The organism is Acidaminobacter sp. QWL-03 (genome assembly GCF_058683855.1).
Window position 1 is genome coordinate 1,363,899 of sequence record NZ_CM178752.1, and the last position, 23,928, is coordinate 1,387,826.

At 53.1% G+C, this 23,928-nt stretch carries 19 protein-coding genes, 1 riboswitch and 1 other annotated feature; of the genes, 6 read left to right on the plus strand and 13 right to left on the minus strand.

The genetic code is table 11. The annotated features are described in order from the left end of the window. Positions 1 to 176: 176 nt before the first annotated feature. The 7 genes from AC4PHM_RS06220 to AC4PHM_RS06250 form a co-directional block, all read right to left on the minus strand. A complete protein-coding gene (locus AC4PHM_RS06220; RefSeq protein ID WP_492020026.1) occupies positions 177 to 767 on the minus strand; it encodes a class I SAM-dependent methyltransferase in 591 nt (196 codons plus the stop codon). A gap of 166 nt (positions 768 to 933) precedes the next feature. Further along, complete coding sequence (locus tag AC4PHM_RS06225) at positions 934 to 1,962, minus strand: arsenic resistance protein (RefSeq protein WP_492020027.1); 1,029 nt, start codon at positions 1,960 to 1,962, stop codon at positions 934 to 936. A gap of 171 nt (positions 1,963 to 2,133) precedes the next feature. Further along, entirely contained in the window at positions 2,134 to 2,448 is a 315-nt protein-coding gene (locus AC4PHM_RS06230) for a metal-sensitive transcriptional regulator (RefSeq protein ID WP_492020028.1), read from the minus strand. 36 nt (positions 2,449 to 2,484) lie between these two features. After that, entirely contained in the window at positions 2,485 to 2,802 is a 318-nt protein-coding gene (trxA, locus tag AC4PHM_RS06235) for a thioredoxin TrxA (RefSeq protein ID WP_492020029.1), read from the minus strand. Positions 2,803 to 3,107: 305 nt separating this feature from the next. Then, positions 3,108 to 3,896, minus strand: coding sequence for an EFR1 family ferrodoxin (locus tag AC4PHM_RS06240; RefSeq protein ID WP_492020030.1), 789 nt, complete (start codon positions 3,894 to 3,896; stop codon positions 3,108 to 3,110). Positions 3,897 to 4,021: 125 nt separating this feature from the next. Continuing rightward, positions 4,022 to 5,797, minus strand: coding sequence for a two-component system histidine kinase PnpS (pnpS, locus tag AC4PHM_RS06245; protein ID WP_492020031.1), 1,776 nt, complete (start codon positions 5,795 to 5,797; stop codon positions 4,022 to 4,024). Positions 5,798 to 5,841: 44 nt separating this feature from the next. Further along, positions 5,842 to 6,582, minus strand: coding sequence for a response regulator (locus tag AC4PHM_RS06250; protein ID WP_492020032.1), 741 nt, complete (start codon positions 6,580 to 6,582; stop codon positions 5,842 to 5,844). Between the two features lie 159 nt (positions 6,583 to 6,741). On the opposite strand from AC4PHM_RS06250, the gene AC4PHM_RS06255 reads away from it, so the two are divergent. Further along, a complete protein-coding gene (locus AC4PHM_RS06255; protein WP_492020034.1) occupies positions 6,742 to 8,262 on the plus strand; it encodes a Na+/H+ antiporter NhaC family protein in 1,521 nt (506 codons plus the stop codon). A gap of 31 nt (positions 8,263 to 8,293) precedes the next feature. Next, positions 8,294 to 9,043, plus strand: coding sequence for a coenzyme F420-0:L-glutamate ligase (locus AC4PHM_RS06260; RefSeq protein ID WP_492020036.1), 750 nt, complete (start codon positions 8,294 to 8,296; stop codon positions 9,041 to 9,043). A 167-nt stretch (positions 9,044 to 9,210) separates the two neighbouring features. Here AC4PHM_RS06260 and ilvA read toward each other — a convergent pair whose 3' ends face one another. Beyond that, positions 9,211 to 10,446 carry a threonine ammonia-lyase gene (gene ilvA, locus AC4PHM_RS06265; RefSeq protein WP_492020038.1) on the minus strand — a complete coding sequence of 412 codons (1,236 nt, stop codon included), beginning with the start codon at positions 10,444 to 10,446 and terminating at the stop codon, positions 9,211 to 9,213. Between the two features lie 64 nt (positions 10,447 to 10,510). Beyond that, positions 10,511 to 10,749: a binding site (T-box leader), on the minus strand. Between the two features lie 242 nt (positions 10,750 to 10,991). Beyond that, positions 10,992 to 11,091, plus strand: a riboswitch (SAM riboswitch). Between the two features lie 126 nt (positions 11,092 to 11,217). Between ilvA and metF the strand changes: the two genes are divergently transcribed. The 4 genes from metF (at position 11,218) to AC4PHM_RS06285 (ending at position 16,357) form a co-directional block, all read left to right on the plus strand. Beyond that, positions 11,218 to 12,117, plus strand: coding sequence for a methylenetetrahydrofolate reductase [NAD(P)H] (gene metF, locus AC4PHM_RS06270; RefSeq protein WP_492020039.1), 900 nt, complete (start codon positions 11,218 to 11,220; stop codon positions 12,115 to 12,117). Between the two features lies 1 nt (position 12,118). Next, the gene (locus AC4PHM_RS06275) at positions 12,119 to 12,790 is read left to right on the plus strand and encodes a hypothetical protein (RefSeq protein ID WP_492020040.1); all 672 of its coding nucleotides are present in this window, start codon (positions 12,119 to 12,121) and stop codon (positions 12,788 to 12,790) included. 101 nt (positions 12,791 to 12,891) lie between these two features. Then, a complete protein-coding gene (locus AC4PHM_RS06280; RefSeq protein WP_492020041.1) occupies positions 12,892 to 15,474 on the plus strand; it encodes a homocysteine S-methyltransferase family protein in 2,583 nt (860 codons plus the stop codon). Between the two features lie 130 nt (positions 15,475 to 15,604). Further along, positions 15,605 to 16,357: an epoxyqueuosine reductase gene (locus tag AC4PHM_RS06285; protein WP_492020042.1), complete on the plus strand. Its 753-nt coding sequence runs from the start codon at positions 15,605 to 15,607 to the stop codon at positions 16,355 to 16,357. Between the two features lie 201 nt (positions 16,358 to 16,558). Here the strand turns inward: AC4PHM_RS06285 and AC4PHM_RS06290 are convergent, their stop codons facing one another. From AC4PHM_RS06290 to AC4PHM_RS06310, 5 genes are all read right to left on the minus strand, one after another. Next, entirely contained in the window at positions 16,559 to 17,821 is a 1,263-nt protein-coding gene (locus AC4PHM_RS06290) for an MFS transporter (RefSeq protein ID WP_492020043.1), read from the minus strand. Positions 17,822 to 17,895: 74 nt separating this feature from the next. Next, a complete protein-coding gene (locus AC4PHM_RS06295; protein ID WP_492020044.1) occupies positions 17,896 to 18,717 on the minus strand; it encodes a histidinol-phosphatase HisJ family protein in 822 nt (273 codons plus the stop codon). Positions 18,718 to 18,987: 270 nt separating this feature from the next. Continuing rightward, positions 18,988 to 19,392: a single-stranded DNA-binding protein gene (locus AC4PHM_RS06300; RefSeq protein ID WP_492020045.1), complete on the minus strand. Its 405-nt coding sequence runs from the start codon at positions 19,390 to 19,392 to the stop codon at positions 18,988 to 18,990. Positions 19,393 to 19,491: 99 nt separating this feature from the next. Next, positions 19,492 to 20,184 carry a Crp/Fnr family transcriptional regulator gene (locus tag AC4PHM_RS06305; RefSeq protein ID WP_492020046.1) on the minus strand — a complete coding sequence of 231 codons (693 nt, stop codon included), beginning with the start codon at positions 20,182 to 20,184 and terminating at the stop codon, positions 19,492 to 19,494. A gap of 161 nt (positions 20,185 to 20,345) precedes the next feature. Then, complete coding sequence (locus AC4PHM_RS06310; protein ID WP_492020047.1) at positions 20,346 to 23,921, minus strand: FAD-dependent oxidoreductase; 3,576 nt, start codon at positions 23,919 to 23,921, stop codon at positions 20,346 to 20,348. Between the last annotated feature and the right edge of the window lie 7 nt (positions 23,922 to 23,928).

Sequence of the window (23,928 nt, forward strand, 5' to 3'; positions counted from 1 at the left end):
GGGGTTCATTTTCCAGTTTACGGGAGTGTCTATACCCAGTTTGAGGGGGCCGGACACAGGTTATTGGTGAAATTGGAGGTTTGGTCATGTAACAAAAGCCCCTTGGCAGGGCGTGCGTGGCATAGACAGCCAACGCGTCGTCCATCAAGGGGCTTCTTTTAGTCTTTGGGTGAATTTTACTTGACTGGTTTGATGCCCACGCCTTCGATCAGCGCGCCCCCCAGTGAGGTACTGTGGCGCTCCAGGAGAAATCCTGCTTCTTTGATAGTCTCCAGAGTCTCCCGGTTCAGATTGCACCCGCTGGCAATTTTGCGCCAGTGGGGGTTGACGCCGTTGACTACTTTCCGGACATGGTGATGCTTTTGATCCGGCATGACGTGTTCAATAAAATAAATCCTGCCGCCGGGCTTCAGGAGATCGTAGACGCGCTTCAGGCCTTCCAGGGGTTCGGTGACCGAGCAAAAGACCAGCGTGAAAACGATACTGTCGAAGGACTGTTCCGAGAGCTTGAGGTCTTCGAGCGGCGCTTCCAGCATGTCCACTTTTAGGTCTGTTGGAAATTTGAAGTTTTTCGCCCGATTGGATATTTTTATATCGCTCAGGGTCAAGGTATTAACCTTTTCGTAGTTCAGGAACGGCAGATTAGCGCCTGTACCGGTGCCGATTTCCAGGACGTTTCCCGCGGCGCCGGGCATTAAGGTTTTTCTGACAGACCTTAAACGGAGCGCCTCCAGGGGTGCCATAAACCAGTCGTAGAGGGTGTTCACAGCATTCACCTCCCGGTGAGGATTTTACGTTTTGCGTTGAATTGGGGTATGTATACCCGGCGTGGGCGTGCGTTATGCCGAAGAAAATGAAAAAAGGCGGGGTAAAAAGACGGAAGATGGGGCGATGAGTTAAGGTCGCTGACACCCTCTTCCGCACTTTTCGTAGTTACTTGCTCGTTGTGGCTTGCAGCAAACCATCGGCCGCTTTACCTGGCTCTGCCTTTGCTGGGTAGAACCGACTGAACAGCTTGACATACCAGGCGGCTGCCTGGGCTTGAATAACGAAGGCCAGGGAGATCACCAGGACGGCTTCTGCCCCCTGCGCGCCGAACGCCGTCATAGCTATGGCGAGGCTGATGGAGAGATTTCTCATGACAGTGCCATAAATGAGGGCAATAGCGTCTTCGCGTTTGAACATGAAGCGGCCTATCAGCGTGCTGAGGGTGAAATTAAGGATATAGATCAGCACCAGGGGCACGAGGAGCTGAAGCACCAGTGCAGGGCTTGAGACCAGGATCTTGGCTCGGAGTGCTACGGCTATGAACACGATCATCAGAACGCCAAGGGTGGAGATCAGCGGAAAGCGGGTTTTGTAGACCTTTTGAAATTTCTCAGCGCCGTGTCGGCGGATGAGTTCGCGCTGGGTGACGTAGCCGGCCAGCATTGGGAGGAAGACCACGATAAGGATTTGCCGGGCTATGTCCGTCATAGGAATGGAGATGGAGGTTCCCAGGAAGAAAACGAGATAAAACGGCGCCAGGACGGAGCCCAAGATGAGGCCTATGACGGTCATTTTGACGGCTTCCTGAATGTTGCCCTTCGCCATGCCGGTCCAGCTGATGGTCATGCCGCTGGTTGGCAGGAGCGAGGTTAAAAGAATGCCGAGGACCAGGTAGGGCTGATCTTTAAAGAAAGTCGTGGCTATTAAGTAACCTACAGCAGGCATGAGGATGAAGTTGACCAGCTGCGTGGTGACTTGCAGCTTCGTGTTGGTTTTTTTGAGGAGGGACTTCAGGTCCATGGTCACCATCATAGGGTAGACCATGAAGAAGGTCAGCGGCAGGATCAGGCCTTTGAGGGCGCTGACGTTGAAGAAGCTGCCTGCGAGCACGCCCAGGATCATGAAGGCGGGGATGCTGATGGCCAGGTTTTTCTGGAGTTTGCCCAGGAATTTGAAAAATGAAGTTGTTGTCATAGTGTCACCAGTCTTTCGTCCTATATTCCCCACCCGGGGTGGGCGGGGTTAAATTTTTTAAAAATCAGGCCAGTCGCCATAATGCCCAGAGCTTTAGCCGATGGTCACACTTCCCCACCTTCAGCATCCGCGTCAACGACTGACCTCTCCAACTTTTGAATGTCGCGTTTCTTACGCCTCAACGAAACCCAGGAATTTCTGGATTGTATCCAGAAGCTCATCCATAGCCTCATCCGGGTGATCCCCCGCAGCGATTTCCACCATACTACGCCGGTAATATTTTTCGAGAATAGCGCTGCCAACTTTGTTGGTTGCTGCCCTAACGGCCGAAACCTGGGTCAGAACGTCGCGACATGGCTTTTCTTCTTCCACCATTCGCTGAATGCCTTTAATCTGACCCTCAATCCTTTTCAGGCGGCGCATGATCTCTTCGTTGCTTTCGTAATTTTCGCTGAACTGTTTTTGAATCTGATCCATCTTCGTCATGCTTTGACCTCCGGGTTGGCTTGGTTTTGCTGTGGTTTAGAGGTGTGCTTCGATCATTTCTTTGATGCCAGCCTTCGTCGCTCTGTCTTTTGTCGCGTCTGCGATTTTCTGACCGTCTTTGTAGAGGATAATGGTTGGAAGCCCCAAAACCTTTTGGGAGATCGCCAAGCGGCGTGCCTGATTCGTATTGAGCTTTCCAAATTTAACCTTGCCTTCATATTCCGCAGCGAGGGCCTCGACGTCCGGCATCAGCGCCAAGCACGGCGCACAGCTGTCACCCCAGTAATCCACGAGCACATAACCTTCTGATTGCAATACTTCTTGTTCGAAATTATTTTGGTCTAAAACTAACATATCATTTCCTCCTAATGGGTCGCTCTATGGGCGATATTTTATGTGTCTTGATTATTACAGGATTATTACAATGCTCTGGCACCAAGTTGAAAGTTGTCCGCGTCACCAAGTTAAAACCTGTCCGCGTCACCAAAGTTTATACCCCATAAGGGTATCTATGTATTAGTTTTACCATAGGCATGCCCCCCCTGTCAAGGGGGATTCCAGCAAAAAAGAGCAGCAGGTGTTACTTCACTTTCTGACACCTGCTGCTCTTTTACCATTTTTTTAAAGGTCTGTCACAAAACACAGCAGTCCCAGCCACCCTACTTAATATAAAAGCATTCCACCGTTTTTCGAACATCCGCAAAATTTTCAATCAAACGGTTCTTAATTTGAAGTATGCTTTCATGCCGAAAGCTCTTTGCCTCTGTTGGGCATCTTCGGATACAGCTGCAGCAGCGGATACATTTCTCTGCTTCGATTCTCGAAAAATCCGTGCTGTCAATGGCCGCAGTCGGGCAAAAGGCTGCGCAAACCCCGCAGCGAATGCAGGCCTCCGTAGTGAACGGCGCCATGGGCGGCATAGCGCCGCGCGCTTTGTACGGCGTATTGCCTTTGACAGTCACATGCTCCGCGCCTTTGACCGCAGCCGCTGCCAGCTCAGCGCTCTTCGCGCCAAAGCGCTCTGCCACATCCAGATCCTCTTCATCCGGCCGTCCGGAAGCGACACGGGTGGTATAAGAATGCTCACCCACGAAGGCAGCGCCGGACACACCTATAAAACCACGCGACGTCAGCAAGTCCCTGAGTTCAATCAGCGCGTCTTCGTAATCCCGGTTTCCGTAGACCACCGCCATAATCACCGGCGTTTGATGCCCCTTCAGACGCTCCAGCCATGCTGTCATCAATTCCGGAATGCGCCCTGCGTAGACCGGTACGCCAAAAACCACTAGATCTTCCGGCCCAAATTCAATTGAGATTTCCCTATTTTGAGGAAGTGTCAGATCATAAGTTTTACTAACTGACCCTGCGCCAGCACCTATAGCTTCCACAATCTTTTTCGTATTTTCAGTAGGGCTGAAATAGATCAGCGTTACATTTTGTGGTTTCATGTTGAGCTGTGCCTCCAATAGTGATGATGTCATGAAAGAGGGAGGAATGTATTGTCCTCATCCCTCCCCCTCATTATAAACGCCCTCGTGTACCTATTACAACGCTTACATCTCTTATATCTTTTCTATAACACCCGCTGCCCCGCATCCGTCCTCGGAAGCTTCGCGGTAAACTCGCTGCCCTTGCCCGGCTCGGATTTAACCGAAATCACACCGCCAAAAGCCAGGACAATATGCTTGACAATAGCCAGCCCCAGGCCGGTACCGCCCACATCTCTGGAGCGTGCCTTATCCACCCGGTAGAAGCGCTCAAACAGGCGCCCAAGATGATCCCGCTCAATGCCAATGCCGTTGTCGCGAACAGAAAGGGTGATATCCTTAGAATCAAAAGTCACCTTGACCGTCACATGACCGCCCTCCGGAGTATACTTGACGGCGTTGTCAATGAGATTGATCACCATCTGCTTAAACCAGTTCGGGTTTCCATGCAGAATTGGCAGCGTCTCAGGCAGCAGCTTCTGAATGGCAATGGACTTCGTCGCCGCGCTGTCCTCGAGCATGAGCACCACATCACAGATGGCCTTCCTGATGTCGATTGGCTCATAAACGCCATCCTCCGTCCTGCGCTCAATGTCTGTCAGGATCAGCAAGTCATCGATCAGCTCGCTGAGGCGCGTGGCTTCCGATTCGACAATTTCCAGGAATCTATCCCGGACTCGGACGTCGTCCACCGCCCCGCCGCGAAGGGTTTCCACAAACCCCTTGATGCTGGTCAGCGGCGTCTTCAGCTCGTGAGAGACGTTGGCGACGAACTGCTTGCGCATGGTCTCCAGCTGCCTGATTTCCGTAATGTCCTGAAAAATCATGACGACGCCAATGTTCCGGCCGCCCTCCTTGAATTCCCGGATTGGATTCGCGTAAACGTTGTAGACGTCCCGGCCTGTAAAAGTCAGCTCAATTTCCCGGACGGTCGGTTCATTGGTTTTCATCAAGCCCGTCAGCGTCTCCACCATGTTGGAGTTGCGCACGAAGTCCAGGATGTAGCGGCCTTTGGGCTCGAGACCATCGGCACCAAAAATCTTCTTGGCGGAGCCGTTTATAAACAAAATCCGCAGCTCCCTATCCACCGCAATAACCGGATTGAGCACGCTGGACAGGATGGCGTTCATTTGGGTATTCTGGGCGCCGGTCTCCTCCAGTTTGACCTTCAGCTCATCGCTCATAGTGTTGAAGCTCCTGGCCAGCTCCCCAAACTCATCTCCCGAGTCCGCATAAACCTTCTCGCCGTAATACCCCGACGCAATGCGCTTGGTGGCGCTGCTCATCTCCTTGATAGGCCGCATCAGGGACACGAGCCAGCGGTACCCCAGGGTCAGGGCGGCCACGAGACCAATCACCGCGACTCCAATGACAATCTGGATCAGATTGCGCGTATACTGGTCCACTGACGTCAGCGGCACCGCCAGTCGAATGACGGCCACCTCGCTGTCCGGCGCCGGATTCGGTACCGCCACATACAAAAGCTCTGTGCCGATGGTCGCTGAAGTCCTGCTGCTCCGCCCCACCTGCCCCGCCATGGCAATGACAACCTCAGCGCGTCCCCCGTGATTTTCAAGGGTCTCCGCCGGCTGGATGGTATCGTAGAGGACAACCCCATCCGCCGCAATCAAAGTAATCCGAAATCCCAGATCCCTGGACAGGGACTGAAGCTCCGGCGACACGTCACCCAAATCATCTCCTTCCGTTTCGAGGAGACGCGAAATATACCTGGCATCTGAACTCAGACGCTCTTCAATGCCGTTCATATAACTTTGGCGGATCAGGCTGTTGGACATCAGAGCCATAAACAGCACCGTCAGAATAATGATAAACGAAAAAATGGAAAACAATCTTCTTTGCATAGACGCTCCTATCCTTTGTCATGTGTTGCTCAGCGGCCTCTGTCTTACTTCAGTTTGTACCCAACACCACGAACGGTTTCGATCAAGTTGCCGTGCTGCTCATCCTCAATCTTGCTCCTGAGATGGCGAATGTGAACATCCACTGTTCTTGTCTCTCCAAAATAGTCATAGCCCCAAATTTCGTCCAGAAGCAGGTTGCGGGTCAGAACTTTGCCGCGGTTTTCCGCCAGCATTTTAAGAAGTGAAAATTCCTTGAGGGTCAGGACGTACACCTTGGCGCCCCTCCTGACTTCATGCTTGTCCAGATCAATTTCGATGTCATCCACCTTGATGACCCCCGTGCTGGCCGCCTCTTCCGGCTGCGCCTTCGCCCGCCTGAGCACCGTGCGGATCCGCGCCTCAAGCTCCCTGACACTGAAAGGCTTGGTCATGTAATCATCTGCGCCAATTTCCAGACCCACAATCCGGTCAGTCTCGCTGCCCCTGGCAGTGACCATGATGACAGCGGTATGGCTCAGTTCCTCAGTGCGGCGGATCCGGTTGCAGATCTCAATGCCGTCCATTTTGGGCAGCATCAGATCCAGAACGACGAGGTCAGGCCGTTCTTCTCCGACCAGCCTGTAGCCGGTCTCCCCGTCAAAAGCCGCGAGGACCGTATAACCGGTGGCTTCCAGGTTGTAGCGAATGAGCTCTGAAATATTTTGGTCGTCCTCTATAATCAAAATCTTTGTCTTTGGCTGGGCGGTCGCAGCAGCCTGTCCTGAGCCTGCAGTACTTGAATTCATGAGATGCACCTCCAGAGTTATCCCCTTTAATATACCCGATTAATGTTAAATTCACGTTATAGGCGTAAATTTTTTTGCCTACTTTTCTGGATGACTTATTCTGTCAAGGCATCTATGATAATATAAGAATAATCCCAGTCACAATTCAGGAGGTCTGCCATGCCTGATCCTTCGTCATCGAAGCAAAACAACCCTCAATCGTCTAAAGTGTCAGACTCGCCGCCATTGACAAAAAGCGCAGTTGATCCCACCAGGCCAAAGACCCTGTCCACCCAGGTCGTCAGCCTGGGACTGCTGATCACGATCTTCGCCCTTGGCGCGTCCATAGCGTTCGGAAAGCCCATCTACTGGGGGCTGGTGACCGGTTATTTGATTTTCCTCGGCCTTGCCCTGCGCGCCGGCTATCCGCTCAAGCCCCTGGTTCAGTCGTCCCTTGACAGTGTTTACAAAGTCAAAACGGTGCTCATGATGCTGGCCCTGGTGGGTATGATCATTCCCCTGTGGATGCAGACCGGGGTCCTCGCCACCTTGATGGCCTATTCCATAGACGCTTTTTCCGGCTTTAATCTGGCAGTGGCCGCATATCTTTCCAGTGTCGCCGTGTCCATGATTTTAGGCTCCGGCATTGGGACCACCTCCACCGTAGGTCTGGTCTTCATAGCGATTGCCAGAAGCATTGGACTGAATGAAGCCATGATCGTGGGCGCCGTGGTGTCAGGGGCTTATACGGGCGACCGTACCTCCCTCATGTCGAGCAATTTTAACCTCGTCTCGGAAATCACCGGCACAGATTTGAAAGGAAATTTCGTTTATATGTTGTCATCCACCCTTCCGGTGTTTATAATGACAACCATATCCTATGGTTTATTTGGGCCCTCTGCCAGCGCGTCACAGGCACAGTCTCTGGACGCCCTCAGGCAGCTTCTGGGGCAGAGCTTTGAAATCGGTCCCAGCCAGCTGATCCCGCCCGCAGTGATGCTGTTTTTCGTACTCGTCCTGCGTCAGAATATGGTGGTCAGTCTCAGCGCGGCACTCGTCCTCAGCATAGGGAGCGGCCTCCTTGGAGGCGGTTTTGAGTGGTTGCCGCTGTTCAGTGGTCTCAAGGGCAGTGGTCCCCTAGGTGCCTTGTTCTCAGGCAGCGGTTTGATTTCAATGATGGGCGCGCTGCTCCTCATAGCCATTGCCTCCGCCCTGAGTGGCCTGTTTCAGACAATCCGCTGTCTCGATCCGCTTCTCGACAGAGCCTCAAGGCATCTCAACACCAAGGGGCACCTGATCTTTGCCACGGGCATGATCAGCCTCCTGGTCAGTCTGGTTTCCGGCAATCAAACCATGACCTCGCTGATCACCGGCAATTATTTTAAAGAAAAATACGACGCTTTCAAAATCGACCGCCGTTTGCTGGCCCGAACCATCAGCGATACCGGCGTCGTGTGTGTACCGCTCATTCCGTGGAATATCAACGGCATCCTGGTGGCCACCGTCACCGGTGTCTCCACCGCGGCCTACCTGCCCTACGCGTTGTCCAGCTGGCTTTTTCCCGCCATCACACTCTTTTTCGCAGCCAGAGGCTTACATAAAACAATACGGCTCGGTGCGCCGGAAGCGACTATGATTCAGCGGATCGCTTCCAGTGCTCTGCCGATAGGTGACCATCGGCACAACGAGGGCTCCAAATGACCGCTCGACCAATTGAATGGAGGATTTGACCATGACTGAACCCAACCAACCGGCTCAACCTGCACAACCGGCTCAACCTGCCAAGCCAAAGAAAGTAAAATATCCCGAAATTGAAATTGGCGGCGAGCGCTTCCTGCGCATCCCCATCAAAACCCATGTCGTCATGTTTGGCGATCAATTGAAGGAAATCGTCGACACCTACGCCCGGGAACACCTGGAGAAGGACGACATCCTGTTTATTACGGAAAAGATCGTCGCGATCACTCAGGGCCGCGCGCATTATATGAAGGATATCAAGCCGCGAAGGCTTGCTAAAGTACTCTCCAAGTACGTCACCAAGACACCGGCCGGCATTGGCCTTGGCATTCCTGAAACCATGGAAATGGCTCTCAGGGAGTGCGGTACGGCGCGCATCATAATGGCGGCTGCGGCCAGCGCTGTGACGAAGCCCCTCGGCAAGAAGGGCGTCTTTTATCAGCTCGCGGGCTACAAGGCGTCGTCCATTGACGGCCCGACCCCGAATACCCTGCCGCCGTACAACCAGTGCGTCGTCCTGGGGCCGGATAAACCCGATGAGGTCGCCCGTGAAATCAGCGCCCACCTCAGGGGCATCAAGGTGGCAATTGCAGACATCAACGACATCAGCGGCGTCATTTTGGGCACCTCCCATCCGGGCATGGACAGACTCAAAATTGCGAAAATCCTGAAGGATAACCCGCTTGGACAGGACCTTGAGCAAACCCCTATGGGGATTATTAGAAAGATTTCGAGTGCGCTTTAAAGAGGAGGGAGAAACTCGGGGTCGATAGGCCAAAGGCCGCTGACACCGAGTTTCACTCAAATGAAAGAGAGAGCCAGGTGAAGCCGTGACGCTTCACTGGGGCTCTCTCTTTTATCTTTGGAAGGAAGACGGTGTCTGACACTGCCTTCCACCCATTTATTTACATTTTAATAGACCTTCCTCACCTTGTACCCAATCTTCGCCAACTCCCGCTGAATTTCATCAATATGGGCATGGCCGCTGGTCTCGCATGTGACCTCCAGCTCCACGTTCATGAAGCGGTCGGTGTTCTTGAACTGGTTGTGGTTGAGACCTATGACGTTGGCATTGAGTCTTGCCAAGACTTCGGAGATTCTGACCAGCTCGCCCGGCTTGTCGGGGAGCTCGACGCTGAAGCAGAAGAGCCGCCCTCGTGAGACGAGACCCTTGTTGATCAGCGTGGAGATGGTCACCACGTCAATATTCCCGCCGCTGACGACGCTGACGACGTTCTTGTTGAAGACGTGAAGCTTCTTGAGGGCTGCCAGCGCGACTGCCCCGGAGTTCTCCGCGATCAGCTTGTGCTTTTCAAGCAGCATCAGGAAGGACTCCATGATTTCGCGGTCGCTGACAGTGACAATCTCGTCGACATATTCCCGGATGATGTCGAAAGTCAGTTTTCCCGGTTTCTTGACGGCAACGCCATCCGCAATGGTGTCCACATGCGTCAGGCACACGATCTCGTCCTGCTTGACAGATGCTTTCATAGCCATGGCACCCTCAGGCTCGACCCCTACAATTTTTACGGAAGGCTTCAGCTGCTTCATAGCCAGCGCAATGCCCGCAATCAGTCCGCCGCCGCCAATAGGCACCAGCACCACATCCACATCCTCCAGCTCTTCAAGGATTTCCACGCCGATGGTCCCTTGACCCTCAATCACATCCAGGTCGTCAAAAGGATGGATGAAGACGCTGTTTTGCTCCTTTTGAAGCCGCATAGCTTCTTCATAAGCTTCATCATAGCAGTCGCCCGCGAGAACAACAGTAGCGCCAAAGTTTCTCGTAGCCTCCACTTTGATGATTGGCGTCGTTTTCGGCATGACTATGGTTGCCTTAACGCCAAGACGCGTACTCGCCAGCGCGACGCCTTGGGCATGGTTTCCCGCCGAGGATGCGATCACGCCACGGGCCTTTTCATCGTCCGTTAATTTATTGATTTTATTAAAAGCGCCACGGATCTTGAACGCACCTGTGACCTGCAAATTTTCCGGTTTTATGTAGACGCGGTTGCCGCACTCTTCACTGAATGCCTCGCTGAAAATAAGCGGGGTTTCTCGGATCACCGGCTTAAGAGTTTCCTTCGCCGCTTTGAAGTCCACGAAATCGTGATAAGTTACCTTGTCTTTAACCATGTGTAATGCCATTTGAAAGCCCTCCAATTCTGACGCTTTTCCTTTTTCTCCCAACAAAAAAACCGCCCTCTCACTATGAAAGGACGGAATATTCCGCGGTACCACCTTATTTGCACGAATGCCACTCACTCGGCTCTATCAAGCCTGGGCGGATAACGGGGCCAACCGAAAACACTTACATGCCTCAAAATACAAGGTGTTCAGCGTTTCTGCTCAGGGATGATTTGAAAAGGCGCGGACTTGCGTCGACTCTCACCAAATGTCGACTCTCTGTGGCAACCGTTTGCGTTTTCCGTTTCCCGTCGTCGCAAATGAATATCGATATATTGTTATGTATAATATCAGAACTTTCGGACGAATTCAAGGGTTTTAGAAAATATTTATTATATTTTGTAACCATTGATAGTCAATGCTTTCAGTGGCTTTTACCTTACAAACTTATTGTACTTTTAAAAAGACGTGAAAATAGAACTAAAAATTCTGAATTTCGCCTTGACATCTGGCCGCTTCCTTTTTATAATTAGTTCAATTCAATAGCCGCCATCCGTCCGGGATGGCACTTATCCAGAGTGACGGAGGGAACTGGCCCTGCGAAGTCCGGCAACCTGCCCAAAAGGGCGTGGTGCTAAGTCCAGCGGTTTAACCGGGAGATGAGATCACGACATGCGTAGCTCTACTTCGGTAGAGCTTTGTTTTTTGCCTGAAATCTTTAAAGACTTTCGAAACACCCGGCCACTGATCCTAATTCAGCAAATTTATAGCCAATGAAAGGAAGTCACCCCAATGAAAATCAGAGACATGCTTATTGCCACCCGGCCGACTGTTTCCTTTGAAATCTTTCCGCCTAAGGCCAATTACCCTATCGAAACGATCTATGAAACTATTGAGGCCCTGAAAGATCTCCGCCCGGACTTCATCAGCGTCACCTACGGCGCCGGCGGGACGAGCCAGGACAACACCATTGAAATTGCCTCCAAAATCAAAAATACCTATGGCATTGAATCTATTGCCCACCTCACCTGCGTCACCTCCTCCAGGTCCAGCATGATCGACACCCTTGAAAAGATCCGCGCCAGCGGCGTTGAAAACATTCTGGCCCTGCGCGGCGACATCCCGCAGACGCTTCTTGAGGACAAAAGCTGGACACCGGAATACCGGTACGCTTATGAGCTCATTGAGGACATCCACAAGTTTGACAATTTCTCGATTGGCGGCGCCTGTTATCCGGAGGGCCACATTGAGTCCCGAAACAAAATAGACGACCTCAAAAACCTCAAATTCAAAACCAAGACCGGCCTCGACTTTCTGATCACCCAGCTCTTCTTCGACAACGAGCTCTTCTACCAGTTCAGAGAGAAGATGGAGCTCCTCGGCATCAAGACCCCGGTCCTGGCAGGCATCCTTCCCGTCCTCAACATCCATCAGATCAAAAAGATCCAGGAGCTGTCCGGCTGCAACCTGCCGCCAAAGTTCATGCGCATCCTCGACAAATATGAACACAATCCGGAAGCCCTTCAGGAGGCCGGCATCGCTTACGCGGTCGACCAGATCATCGATCTCATGTCCAGCGGCAGCGTCGACGGCATCCATCTCTATACCATGAACCGACCGGAGCCGACCCGCCGCATCATGGAGAGCATTGGCTCCATCCGCAAGGCCCTCAGCAACAGAAAAGAGGGATAGCGTGATCAATCGCGACGAAGTCCTGCGGTATCTGGGCATCCGCGAGATTAAAAAGGCCGATCCCCAGACCCTCGCGGAAGTCGAGGCGCTCTCATCGGAGCTCGAAGCAAAGCTGGTTGGCCGCTGGATTTATAACCCCTTCCCCGTCGAAAAGAAGACAACCGAGGGCATCTGGCTCCATGGACTCTCGGAGCCCCTTCTCGGAAAGGACATCGCGAAGCTCCTGGCGCCCTGCGACACCGTATACCTCATGGCCTGCACGCTGGGACCCCAGGCGGAGCGCCTGATCACTTTGAAGAGCCATCTGTCCCCGACTGCCGGCCTGATCGCGGACGCCTGTGCTTCCGCATTAACAGAGGCCTGGTGCGACAAATGCGAAGCCGAAATCCGCAGCCGGGCAGGTGATTTGACTTTTCGCTACAGTCCCGGCTATGGCGACTTGTCCCTGACCATTCAGAAGGCTATCCTGGAGGCCCTGGTGGCCCACAAGCGCATTGGCGTCTCATTGAGCGACAGTTACCTGCTGACGCCGCGCAAAAGCGTGGTGGCGATCCTGGGTGTACTGCCCAAGATTCAGGGAGATGAGACGACGGACTCGGCCAAACTTCACCGCTGCGGCCTTGAAAGCTGTGACCTCTGCCCGCTGAAGGAGACGTGTACGCGCCGCCGTTAAGCGGGCGTCTTTTTTGCCATAGACTGCTCGAAATGGGTATAATGAATCAACGACATAAAACAACATTTTTTACGATTAAAATAATCTGAGGATGTGATTTTTTGAGCGAACTACATAAGTCTTCATCTGCTGCATTCACGGCGCTGTTTGCCCCAGACCGATTGATGATTTTTGACGGCGCTATGGGCACCATGCTCCAGCGCTACGGCATGAAACCCGGAACCCTCCCCGAGGCGTTGAACATTGTGGATCCGGCGCTGATCCAACGAATCCACCGGGAATACCTGGAGGCCGGTTCAGATGTGATCACGACCAACACCTTTGGCGCCAACGCCTACAAGCTGTCCACCAGCGGCTATTCGGTGGCAGAGGTGATCACGGCGGCGGTGGAGAACGCCAAGGCTGCCCGCGGTGAGCGGCAAGCCCTGATTGCCCTTGACCTTGGCCCGATTGGGAAAATGATGAAACCTATTGGCGCCCTCGACTTCGACGGCGCTTATGAGTACTTTAAAGAACAAATTGTCGCCGGCGCGGCGGCCGGAGCGGACCTCATCCTGATTGAGACCATGTCAGACCTCGGGGAAACCCGGGCTGCGGTACTGGCGGCCAAGGAAAATTCAAGCTTGCCGGTTTTCGCAACCATGACTTTTGCGGATGACGGCCGAACGCTCACCGGAACGGATCCCGAAATCATGATCCTGTCCCTGGAAGCTCTTGGCATTGATGCCATAGGCGTCAACTGTTCCCTGGGTCCAGAAGAGCTGGAGCCCATCATTCAGCGGATCCTGGCGTTCGCCAAGGTACCGGTGATGGTTCAGGCCAATGCGGGCCTGCCGGTTTCCGTCAGCGGCCGCACGGAATTTTCCGTGGACGCGGCGACCTTCGCAGACTTTGGCAAGCGCTTTGTCGAGGGCGGCGTCAAAATTATAGGCGGCTGCTGCGGCACGACGCCGGAATTTATTCAAGCCCTGAACAGCCTGCGTGGGAATTATCGCCCGGCGCCTGTGGTAGAACGCGGGGATTATGTCTGCTCCGCCCAGCAAAAGGTGGCTTTGACAGGCAAGTTCACACTGGTAGGTGAGAAAATCAATCCATCCGGCAATAAGGGTCTGAAAGCACAGTTTCTGGCCGGCAACTCCTCCGCGGCTATCAAGGAAGCCTTCGACCAGATCAACCACGGGGCTGAAGTGCTGGATGTCTGCACCTCTCTGCCAGCAGTGGACGAAATCGCAGTCATGAGCGAGATTATTGAAGCCTTCAACGGCTTGATCGAAGCGCCTCTCCAGTTCGACTCCACCAAGCCGGCTGTTCTGGAGCGCGCTCTGCGGCTCTACAGCGGCGTGGCCATTATCAACTCCGTCAATGGCAAGCCGTCCTCCATGGAAAAGATTTTTCCGATTGCGAAGAAATACGGCGCCTATGTGGTTGCATTATGTTTAGACGAAAACGGCATCCCCGAAACGGCGGATGGCCGCATGACCGTCGCCCGCAAGATGATTGACACGGCTGCCGCCTACGGCATTGACGAGAGCCGGCTGATGATCGACTGTCTCGTCCTGACGGCGTCCGCTCAGCAGGCTGCAGTTATGGAGACTTTAAAGGGAATCCGGGCGGTCAAAACGACAACGCGCGCGCTGACGACTTTGGGTCTGTCCAATGTTTCCTATGGCCTGCCTTACCGGGCTCTGATCAACCGGACCTATTTTGCCATGGCGCTGACCAGCGGGCTGGATGCGGTCATCATTGATCCGGGCGCAGAGGGCATCATGGATACGCTGATGGCGTTCCGCGTGCTGGCCAATCAGGACCAGGGGGCGGTGGCCTACATTGATTATCAAAATGAAAAGGCAGACCAGGCGAAGCAGGATTCGGACGCCAAAGATGCCGTGCTTGCTGCGGCTCACGCTTCCGCAGCTCATGCAGCGGCGCTGATTGGGCAATTGACGAATGGCGGCAGTGCAGCGGTTGCCGTGCCGGCTATGACTGCGGCTGCTGTAGCAGGATCGGCTGATAATGCTGGCGGTCAGGGTGCGGTCGGGCGACCATCGGCAAACGCTCTGCCTGCGGACAGCTTTGAGCGGTTGCTGCTGGAAGGCCAAAAAGACGCGATTCTGGCGCGTACCAAGATTTTACTCGAGACCACGCCGCCGCTGGAGGTGGTGGATCTCCACCTGATTCCGGCGCTGGACGCGATTGGGCAGCGGTATGAGGCGAAGGTGATTTTCCTGCCGCAGCTGATCCGGGCAGCGGAGACGGTAACGGCGGCGTTTGAGCTGATCCGGGCGAAGCTCTCTGAGTCCTCAGAGGCTATGACGTCCAAAGGTCGTGTTCTCCTGGCCACGGTTCAGGGAGATGTGCACGACATTGGCAAGAACCTCGTGAAGGTGTTGCTGGAGAGCTATGGCTATGACGTGCTGGATCTGGGCCGGGACGTACCGGTAGAGAAAGTCGTCAGCACAGCGGTGGCGGAGAACATTCAATTGGTGGGCCTCAGCGCCCTCATGACCACGACGGTTTCCAGCATGGAGGAGACGATTGTGGCGCTGCGGGCGACCGGGGCACCCATCCGGATCATGGTTGGCGGGGCCGTCCTCACGGAAAGCTACGCCAAGACCATAGGCGCGGATGATTTTTGCCGGGACGCCAGAGCCGGTGTCAGCATCGCCGCCCAGGTTTTCGCTTAGCTTGAAGCGGTGTGCCGGATGTGCAGTTCTTTTTGGTGTAAGTCCCCAGCTTGAGGTTGGGGACTTACACCGTTATGTAATTGCAATACACTCATTGCCTAATGTTTATTTTTAAAGGAGGCAATCCTCTTTGAAAACCTGGATCGAAAGCACCATCACCACTTTTGTACGAGACTTCGAATCCCGGCCTGATATAGCGACCAGCTGGAAGACACCGCTCGTCGCTTATGCGGATGCGCTTGATCCGCTCTTCCTGCGCTTCAAGGACGTTGTCAGCCCGACGCACTGCCTGCCTCAAGATTTCATCCCGGAGGCGGCGAGCGTAATCACTTATTTTCTCCCCTTCGAAGCCTCCATTGTGAAAAGCAATGTGCCGGGCAGATTGAGTTCAGAGGCGTGGGGCCGGGCGTATATTGAGACGAATACGCTCATTGGTGAAATCAACGCCCATATGGCACGTGAGCTGGCCGCAAAGGGCTTTATAGGCACCAATATGCCTGCCACTCACAACTTTGATGAGGAGCGGCTCATGAGCGACTGGTCCCATCGTCATGTGGCTTATGCCGCTGGGCTGGGTACTTTTGGGCTCAATAACATGCTGATCACTGAAGCAGGCTGCGCCGGGCGCGTGGGCAGCATCGTGACCGACTTAGTCCTTGAGCCTTCGCCTCGCCCTGATTTTGAGCGCTGTGCCTACAAGGCCGATGGATCTTGCGGTGCCTGCGTCTCCGCCTGCGTCCATAATGCCCTGTTTTTCGACCATTTCGACCGTCACCGATGCTACGAAATGTGCCTGGAAAACGCCAACCATCTTAAACACCTGGGTTTAGCGGATGTCTGCGGGAAGTGTGTTGCAGGCATGCCGTGCGCATTCAAGGGGTAAAGCAAAAAAAAAGTGAGGCAGAATAGGGTGATTGACACCAACTTCTGCCTCACTTTTTATTTGTATATCAGTAAATATCAGAAACTCGGGGTCAATAGGCGATAACCACTGAGAAACTGGGTGTCTGACACCGAGTTTCTTATTTTTTTGGAAATAGAGAAGGCAGTGTCACTGGGCGACTACCGCTGACACCACCCTCCATCATCCCGCCTGGACGGCGCGCTCATTGGAAATGCGCCGATCTCTGTAGTAAAAGAGCAGCGTTCCGAGGAAGCGGAACAGCCCCGTCATGTATAGTGCAAACACTATGCCCCTCAGTTCAAAGAAATAGTGCCCCAGCATTGGCGCCGTTGCCAAGCTGAGGTTGATTAAGACATTGTAGACCGCTATATACATGACCCGGTTATCCTCCGGTGTCGCCTCCAGCAGCGCGCCCAAAGTGACGCTGAGGGTTCCTGCCGTAAAAAATCCGGAGATCAGTGCCGTTGGCAGCAAGATGTACAGATTGGGCGACCAGGCATACATCAGCGGCGTCAGAGCCATGCCAAAGGTACAGATGGGCAGCACAAAACTGTTTCCGCGCTTTTCGATCTGACGGCTCCAGAAGCTGTAGCCAAAGAACATGGTAATGGCTGAGGCCACCGATATAACCGCGAGCCAGAGTTCGTTCGCTCCGAGGGTCTTAATCATATAGATATTGAAAAGTGGCCATCCCATGTGCCAGCCAAAGTGAAAGCCCAGACTGCACAGGGCGAAAAACCGGAAGTTTTTGTTGCTTAAGATCTTTAAGACTTGCGGCTTGAGAGGCTCTCGACCGCTGGACCTGGCAAATCCTGCGTCCTTTTTCGCGACCTTGAATTTCTTGAAGGCTTTATATTCCATCACGCCAAAGACAAAGGCAAGTCCAAAGAAAATCTGATAGATCACTAAGCGCTGCTCATCCGTTTTGGGAACCAAGGTCAGGATATTACCGCTGAGCAGTGTCACCGCCGTCAGCGCTGGGACCGTCAGTTTGTTGCGCATCCCAATGGCGTTTGCCCTGGCCCGGGGTTCGAACAAGACGCCTATAAAGCTCTGGTAGCTCGTCTGATAAATGGCGTCGGGAACGCACATCAGTGTGAATAGAGCGAGAAATCCAAACGCCCGGTACTGAGAGGGAAGGAATGGAATGAAGGCCATGGCGAACAGGAACCATCGGCCAAACAGAATGAGCCTGGCAGTCGTAAGCTGAGTATCCTCAGAGCGCCTGAGCCACAGGGCACCAGGCAGAATGGCGATCAGCGTCACCAGCCCCGGAAGCGCATTGATCAGGGCAATCTCCAGCTCACTGCCGCCAATCCGTTCCAGAAACTTGACGGAAAAAGGCTTGTAAAAATTCAGCGCGGTCTCATACAGAATGCCATACAAGGCAAAGATGCGCATGTTATAGTCAATTTTACCCGTTGATAATTTGCGAAATCGCAAGGCCAATCCCTCACCTGCTGTTATAGTCTTCGTAATCTGTCGGATCAATCCGGCGCTATCTGGAAAAACACGGATTATACCAGATATTTCGCTTCCAACTCCTTAAGCGGCACCGGAATAGGCTGCATGCGCTCAAAGCGGTAAATTTTGTCGAATCCGGCTTCTTTTAGCATCTCAATGCCAAGACGGAACTGATCGCCTATAGTCTCAGGCACATGGGAATCCGAACCCAGAGTGACGATCTCCCCACCCAGCTCTTTATAAAGCTTCAGTACATCCAGGGAAGGCAGGCTCTCACCAAGCCCTTGGCGGATGCCGGACAGATTGATCTCAATGCCCTTCCCAGCTTTTATGATTTCTTTAAGAGGCTTCGCTATGACCTCTCTATACTTCTCAAACGGCAGCGCTTTGACCTCATCATTATAACGCTTGACAATGTCGAAATGACCAATGACGGAGTAGTCTTTATAGTCTTTCAGCATCTGATACAGTTCTTCATAAAAATAGAGCAGTGCTTGTTCCGGCGTTTTGTCCCGGTAAAAGTCCCCGTTGTAAAGGTCTTGTTTCGCGGAGTTGTGTACACTGGCAATGACAAAGTCAAAGGCATGCATATTCACCAGCACGGAGCATCGCCCCAGAACGTGAGGCTGAATGCCAATCTCAATGCCCTTGCGCACAGCAATCCGGTCGGCATATGCGGCGCCAATCACCTCATATTCGCGCAGTCCAACTTCAACGTCAAAATCAAATTGAATTTCTGTGGAGTTATATTCGTAGTCGACGTGATCCGTGATCGCGATTTCCTTCATGCCAGCTGCTATGGCTGCCTCGATCATTTCTTTGACCGGAATCGCGCAATCAGTTGAAAAGTATGAATGCATATGATAATCGTACATAGTCGTTGTCGTTCTCCTTCACTGGTAAAATTTACTGTAATCATTATAACAAATCTGAAAAAAGTTTATATGGTCAAAAGTCACACAAAAGTTAAGAATTCATCACAAAATTTTTCAAAAAACGCGGCCGGCCACCTTTTCATTCCAAAGAATGATCAGATGGCCGCCGCTTATGTATACTCCTGTTAATGACTTTGATTTATTTTGATTTGCCGATGGTTACACTGAGTTACTCCCATCCCCTATCTTCAGCCGACTTGGCTGAGTGACTTAGAACGGGGCTGTCTCAACGGCTTCTTCAGACGAAAGGTCAGCCGGAATAATTTCAGTCGTGCCGCGGTTAGGTGTCAAAAATCGAATATGCGACGCAATGATATCTGTGTTGAACACTTTGTCTCCATCCTTATTTTCATAGGATGAAGTTGAAACCCTGCCTTCCACGCTGAACAAATCACCTTTTTTCAAATATGTTTGGCAGGTCTCCGCCAATTTTCCCATTGCGACAACTCTTGGAAAGTCTGCAGTCGGTTTGCCCTGACGCCTGAGCTCATCCCGCTTTTCGCGACCGAGTGAACGGTCCACCGCAATGATCAGCTTGTTGACCGCTAGTCCGCCCTGGGTAAATTTCAACTCTGGTTCATGGGTAAGACGGCCGATCAGACTAACATTGTTCATAGAATCCCTCCTGTGATTGGTATATTTTTACAATATCAAAAGAGGGAATAATTGTCAATATTTACCACGTGTAATTTACGAATTTTATTTTTATTTTCACTACTCATAAAATCCGGCAGACAAATCTTCCAGCCCTGCATAGTCCCTAATGAGGATCTGGCTGCGCCGCTTCTCAATAAGGCCCTGGTCAGAAAAATCTTTGATCACTCGGCACAAATGTCTGTAACTGGTCCCCAGCATTGTCGCGATTTCCCTGAGGTCAAAGGTTTTGATTTCCTGAACGCGCCGGTCATTGACTTGAGAGGAAATTGACAGCAAATATCCGGCAAATCTGTTTTCCAGCGGATAACTCAGATTGATGGCCATGGCATTGGACACCGCCATGACTTTATGACTCAGACTCTCGATGATGAAATCTTTAAACACCGAATCCTCTGCCGTTTGCGCCTTGATTACTTCAAGATGAATGCCAATAAGGTGACAATCCGTCGCGGCGCTGACGGAGGTTCTCACCGGCCTGTTGATACCAATCTCAACATCCCCGCACACCCCAGGCGGTTTGATAAATCTGAGTAGTACGACTTTCCCATTATCCAGTGCATAGGATACCTTCAGCGTCCCCATGGCCAAAAAGTAAAACATGGTCACCGGCTGATTCAGTTCGTAGACCTCTTCCCCCCGCTCGATCTGATACAGGGTCATATGAGGCCTGAGATCCTTTGAAAAACACGACATAACGCCCAGCTTCTCTACATAGTAATCGATCAGCTTTTCGTCCATCAGTCTGATCATACGTCATCCCTCCTGCCATTTGTCCTTGTTATTGACATTATACCACCATTATGGATCTCACCGCCATAAATTAGGTCAGTCCGCCACAAAATAAAGAGGAGTTGAACTTAGGCGCCACGCGCCATAGTTCAACTCCTCGACTTTTACCAAAATCTTTCAGCTTACGCCGTCGCCTCTTTAATAAACGCTCCAAAGAGTCGCTTCAGGTAGTTCGTCTCTTCAACCACATCGAAGAGTCTGCCTTCCTGCGGGATGACGTAACGTCCGTGAGCCGCAAGCTGCTCACGCGTGTAAAGCTGTGGCGACTGACCGATTGGCCAGTAGACAGCACCATCGGCAGCCTTAGCTTTTGTCAGGCCAACATAGCCAAACATATCACGGCTGTACTCTTCCGTAATCTCCTCATGGCCAGCATAAGCACAATTTGTGCTGTAGGTGTTCATGAGTTCCTTGAAGATCTCCCAGTTGCTGAGACCCGTAGGGGACTCTACGGCTGCGCTGACGCTGTGGACGCGGCGCTCTGCGGAAGTGATCGTGCCATTAGACTCAACCATAACCGTGGCAGGGATGACAACGTCCGCGATCTTGGCAAGTTCAGTCATATGAGTATCCTGAACCATCAGGAAGGACAGCCCGCGAACGGCGTCCACAGAGACATCTTCACCAAAGACCATCAGGCCTTTGATTTCGCCGCTGGCGATCTTTGCATACTTGGACGCGCTGTCGAGGTCGATGCCCATGTCGACGAGACCTTGACCGTTGGCGTTGGCGCGCAGTTTGATGAAGCCTTCCCGCGCGGACGCAATGTGGCCTGACAGCATGCAGAGTGATGCAATGAGTTGCTCGCCTTCGAGGCTGATTTCACGGCCGTCATAGACGATCATAGCCTTCTTGGCGTTGAGATAGAGCTCCGCAATTTCCGCGGCTTCGGAGGACACGCGAACATCGGCTAAAGATGCTTTGACGTCTTCCAAACCAGCAGCCCGGATCGTCTTAGCACTGTGATCTGCCAAATACTTGGCAAGTTCGCGGAGGAACTCCAGATTATTCTCCAGCTTGACGGTGCGCGATGCCCAGTCGTCCAGCTTATTCTTGCGGTTATTGAGGTGAATCAGTTTAGCGCCGTTTCCAACCGCTTCCTTCACCTTCAGCGCCGCGATCGCGTAATCCGCCATCATGTCGCCGCCAATGGAGATAATGACATCCGTCCTGGTCAGCTCGTCGAGCAGGTTTGGAGACGCGTCATACGGGAGGACGTCCTTGAGGCCGCTCTTCTTGTTGCCAAGGGAGAAGATTTCGTTGGTGCCCAGAACTTCGACGCCGAATTTCTTCGCCATGTAGAGCTCCTCGTTGGTATAACGATCAGAGATGCTGATGCCCACAGAATTGCGTCCGTGCAGCAGATGCAGGCTCTGAGCGCGTCTTGCTGCGTAGAGGAAGGCCTCTCTGAAGGTCGTTTCAACCAGTTCGCCGTCTTTGCGGACCATTGGTTTAGTAATGCGGTTTTCAGTGATATAAGCCGAGAAGCCAAAGCGGCCCTTCGAGCACAGGAGCCCGTCGTTGACCGTGTTTTCACCGCTCACCGGGAGTGAGCGAAGCAGCATGGCGCCGCGGCTCTCAAGGTCACGGGTACAGCCTACGGAACAGCATGAGCAAGCCGTGGTGGTCAGCGTGGTGCGCACCGGTACCGGCTTATGGATTGGCGTACGCTCCTGAAGCGCACCTGTCGGACAGACGCTGATACACTGACCGCAGGAAATACACTCTGTCTCTTTCAGGTTTTTCTCCATAGACGGCTTTACAATAGTGTCAAAGCCGCGGCTGACGAGACCCAGCGCCGTGTTGTCCATGACTTCGTCACAGATTCGGACGCACTGCCCGCACAGAATGCACTTGTTCGGATCCCGCTTGATAAACGGATGATCGTCGTCGTCCATACGCTTGTGCATCTCACCGGCAAAACGCTCCGGCTTGACATCATAGGCCTGGGAATGGGTAATCAGGTCGCACTCGAAGTAATCGTGGCAGCCGCACTCCAGGCATCTGTTGCCCTCCTGCACTGCCGCCGCCTCGGTGTAGCCCTTGACGACCTCTTCAAAGTTATGTTTTCTCAGTTCAGGATGCTCATGGGCCATATGCGGGCGAAGCTCGCGGACGACATCCGGGAAGCTCTCGCTCGTGAGGTCCTCACGCTTGACGTAGAACGGATCCTTATGCGGCTTCAGGTTGCCGTGGAGATAAGTATTCATGACGCGCGCCGCCCATTTGCCTTCGGCGATCGCTGCAATGGCAATGTCTGCACCTTTGTTCGTCGCGTCCCCGCCTGCGAAGACGCCGTCCAGGTTGGTCATGAAAGTCTCAGGATCTGCAATAATGTAGCCGTGCTTGTTCAGGGCGAGCTCCTCAAAGCCTTCCCCTTTAAGACGCTGGCCTACGGACATGATCACCGAGTCCACGTTTAAAATTTCCTCTTCGCCTTCAATAGGCACCACTTTTTTACGTCCGTCCGCTCCGCCGCCGACGACCTGCATCTTCTGAAGTCGGATCTGCTTCACTCGGCCGTTTTCGTCGCCTATAACCTCAATTGGGCTGAGGAGGAACTTAAAGACGACGCCCTCTTCCATAGCCTCTTCAATTTCGATATCCACCGCAGGCATATCTTCCTTGGTTCTGCGGTAAATGGTGTAAACTTCCTTGGCGCCTAGGCGGATCGCCGTTCTCGCCGCGTCCATGGCCGTGTTGCCGCCGCCAATAACTGCAATGCGCTCGCCAGTCTTGATGGGTTCATTGACCGCGAACTTCGTCAGAAACTGAATGCCGCCAATGACGCCGTCCAGCTGATCCCCAGGGCAGTCAATCCCCATGCTCGTCCACGCGCCTATGCCTATGTACACCGCGTCAAACTTCTCTCTGAGATACTCCAGAGTCACATCTGAACCAACGCGAATGTTTGGCTTGAGCTCGACGCCCATGCTGCGAATGACTTCCACTTCAGACTTCAGAACGTCCTTTGGCAGTCTGTAGAGCGGGATCCCATACTTGAGCATGCCGCCAAATTCAGGCATTGCTTCATAGACGGTGACCGCATGGCCTTGCGTACGCAGATAGTACGCCGCGGAAAGACCGCTCGGGCCGCCGCCGACAATGGCGACTTTCTTTCCGGAATCCGGCAGCATAGGCGGCATGTAAGGGCTTCCGCTCTTCAGGTCGAGGTCCGCGACAAAATACTTCAGCCAGGCAATGGTGATGGACTCGTCCACCAGGCCGCGGCGGCATGCCGTCTGGCAAGGATGAGGACAAACTCTGCCGATGGACGCAGGAAGCGGCAGCTCTTTCTTAATGAGTTTCAGGGCCTCCTGGTACTGTTTGTTGGCGATCAGGCCGACATAACCCTGAACGTCGACATGGCCCGGACAGCCATGGGTACACGGTGCCTTACAGTCGCCTGTATGGTCGGAGAGCAGCAGCTCAAGGGTCGTCTTGCGGCTTTCGCGGATCCGGTCAGTCATGGTTCTGATGACCATGCCGTCCATGATCTCCGTAGAGCAGGAACGCACCAGGCGCGGGTTGCCCTCGACTTCTACGACGCAGATGCCGCAGGAGCCGTAGTTCTGTATCTTCTCATCGTGGCACAGGGTTGGGATGTCAATCCCGGCCTGAGCCGCGACTTCCAGGATCGTATGGCCGCGATAGGTCTGAATCTCACGGCCATCGATATTAACTCTGATATATGGCATTTGTTCA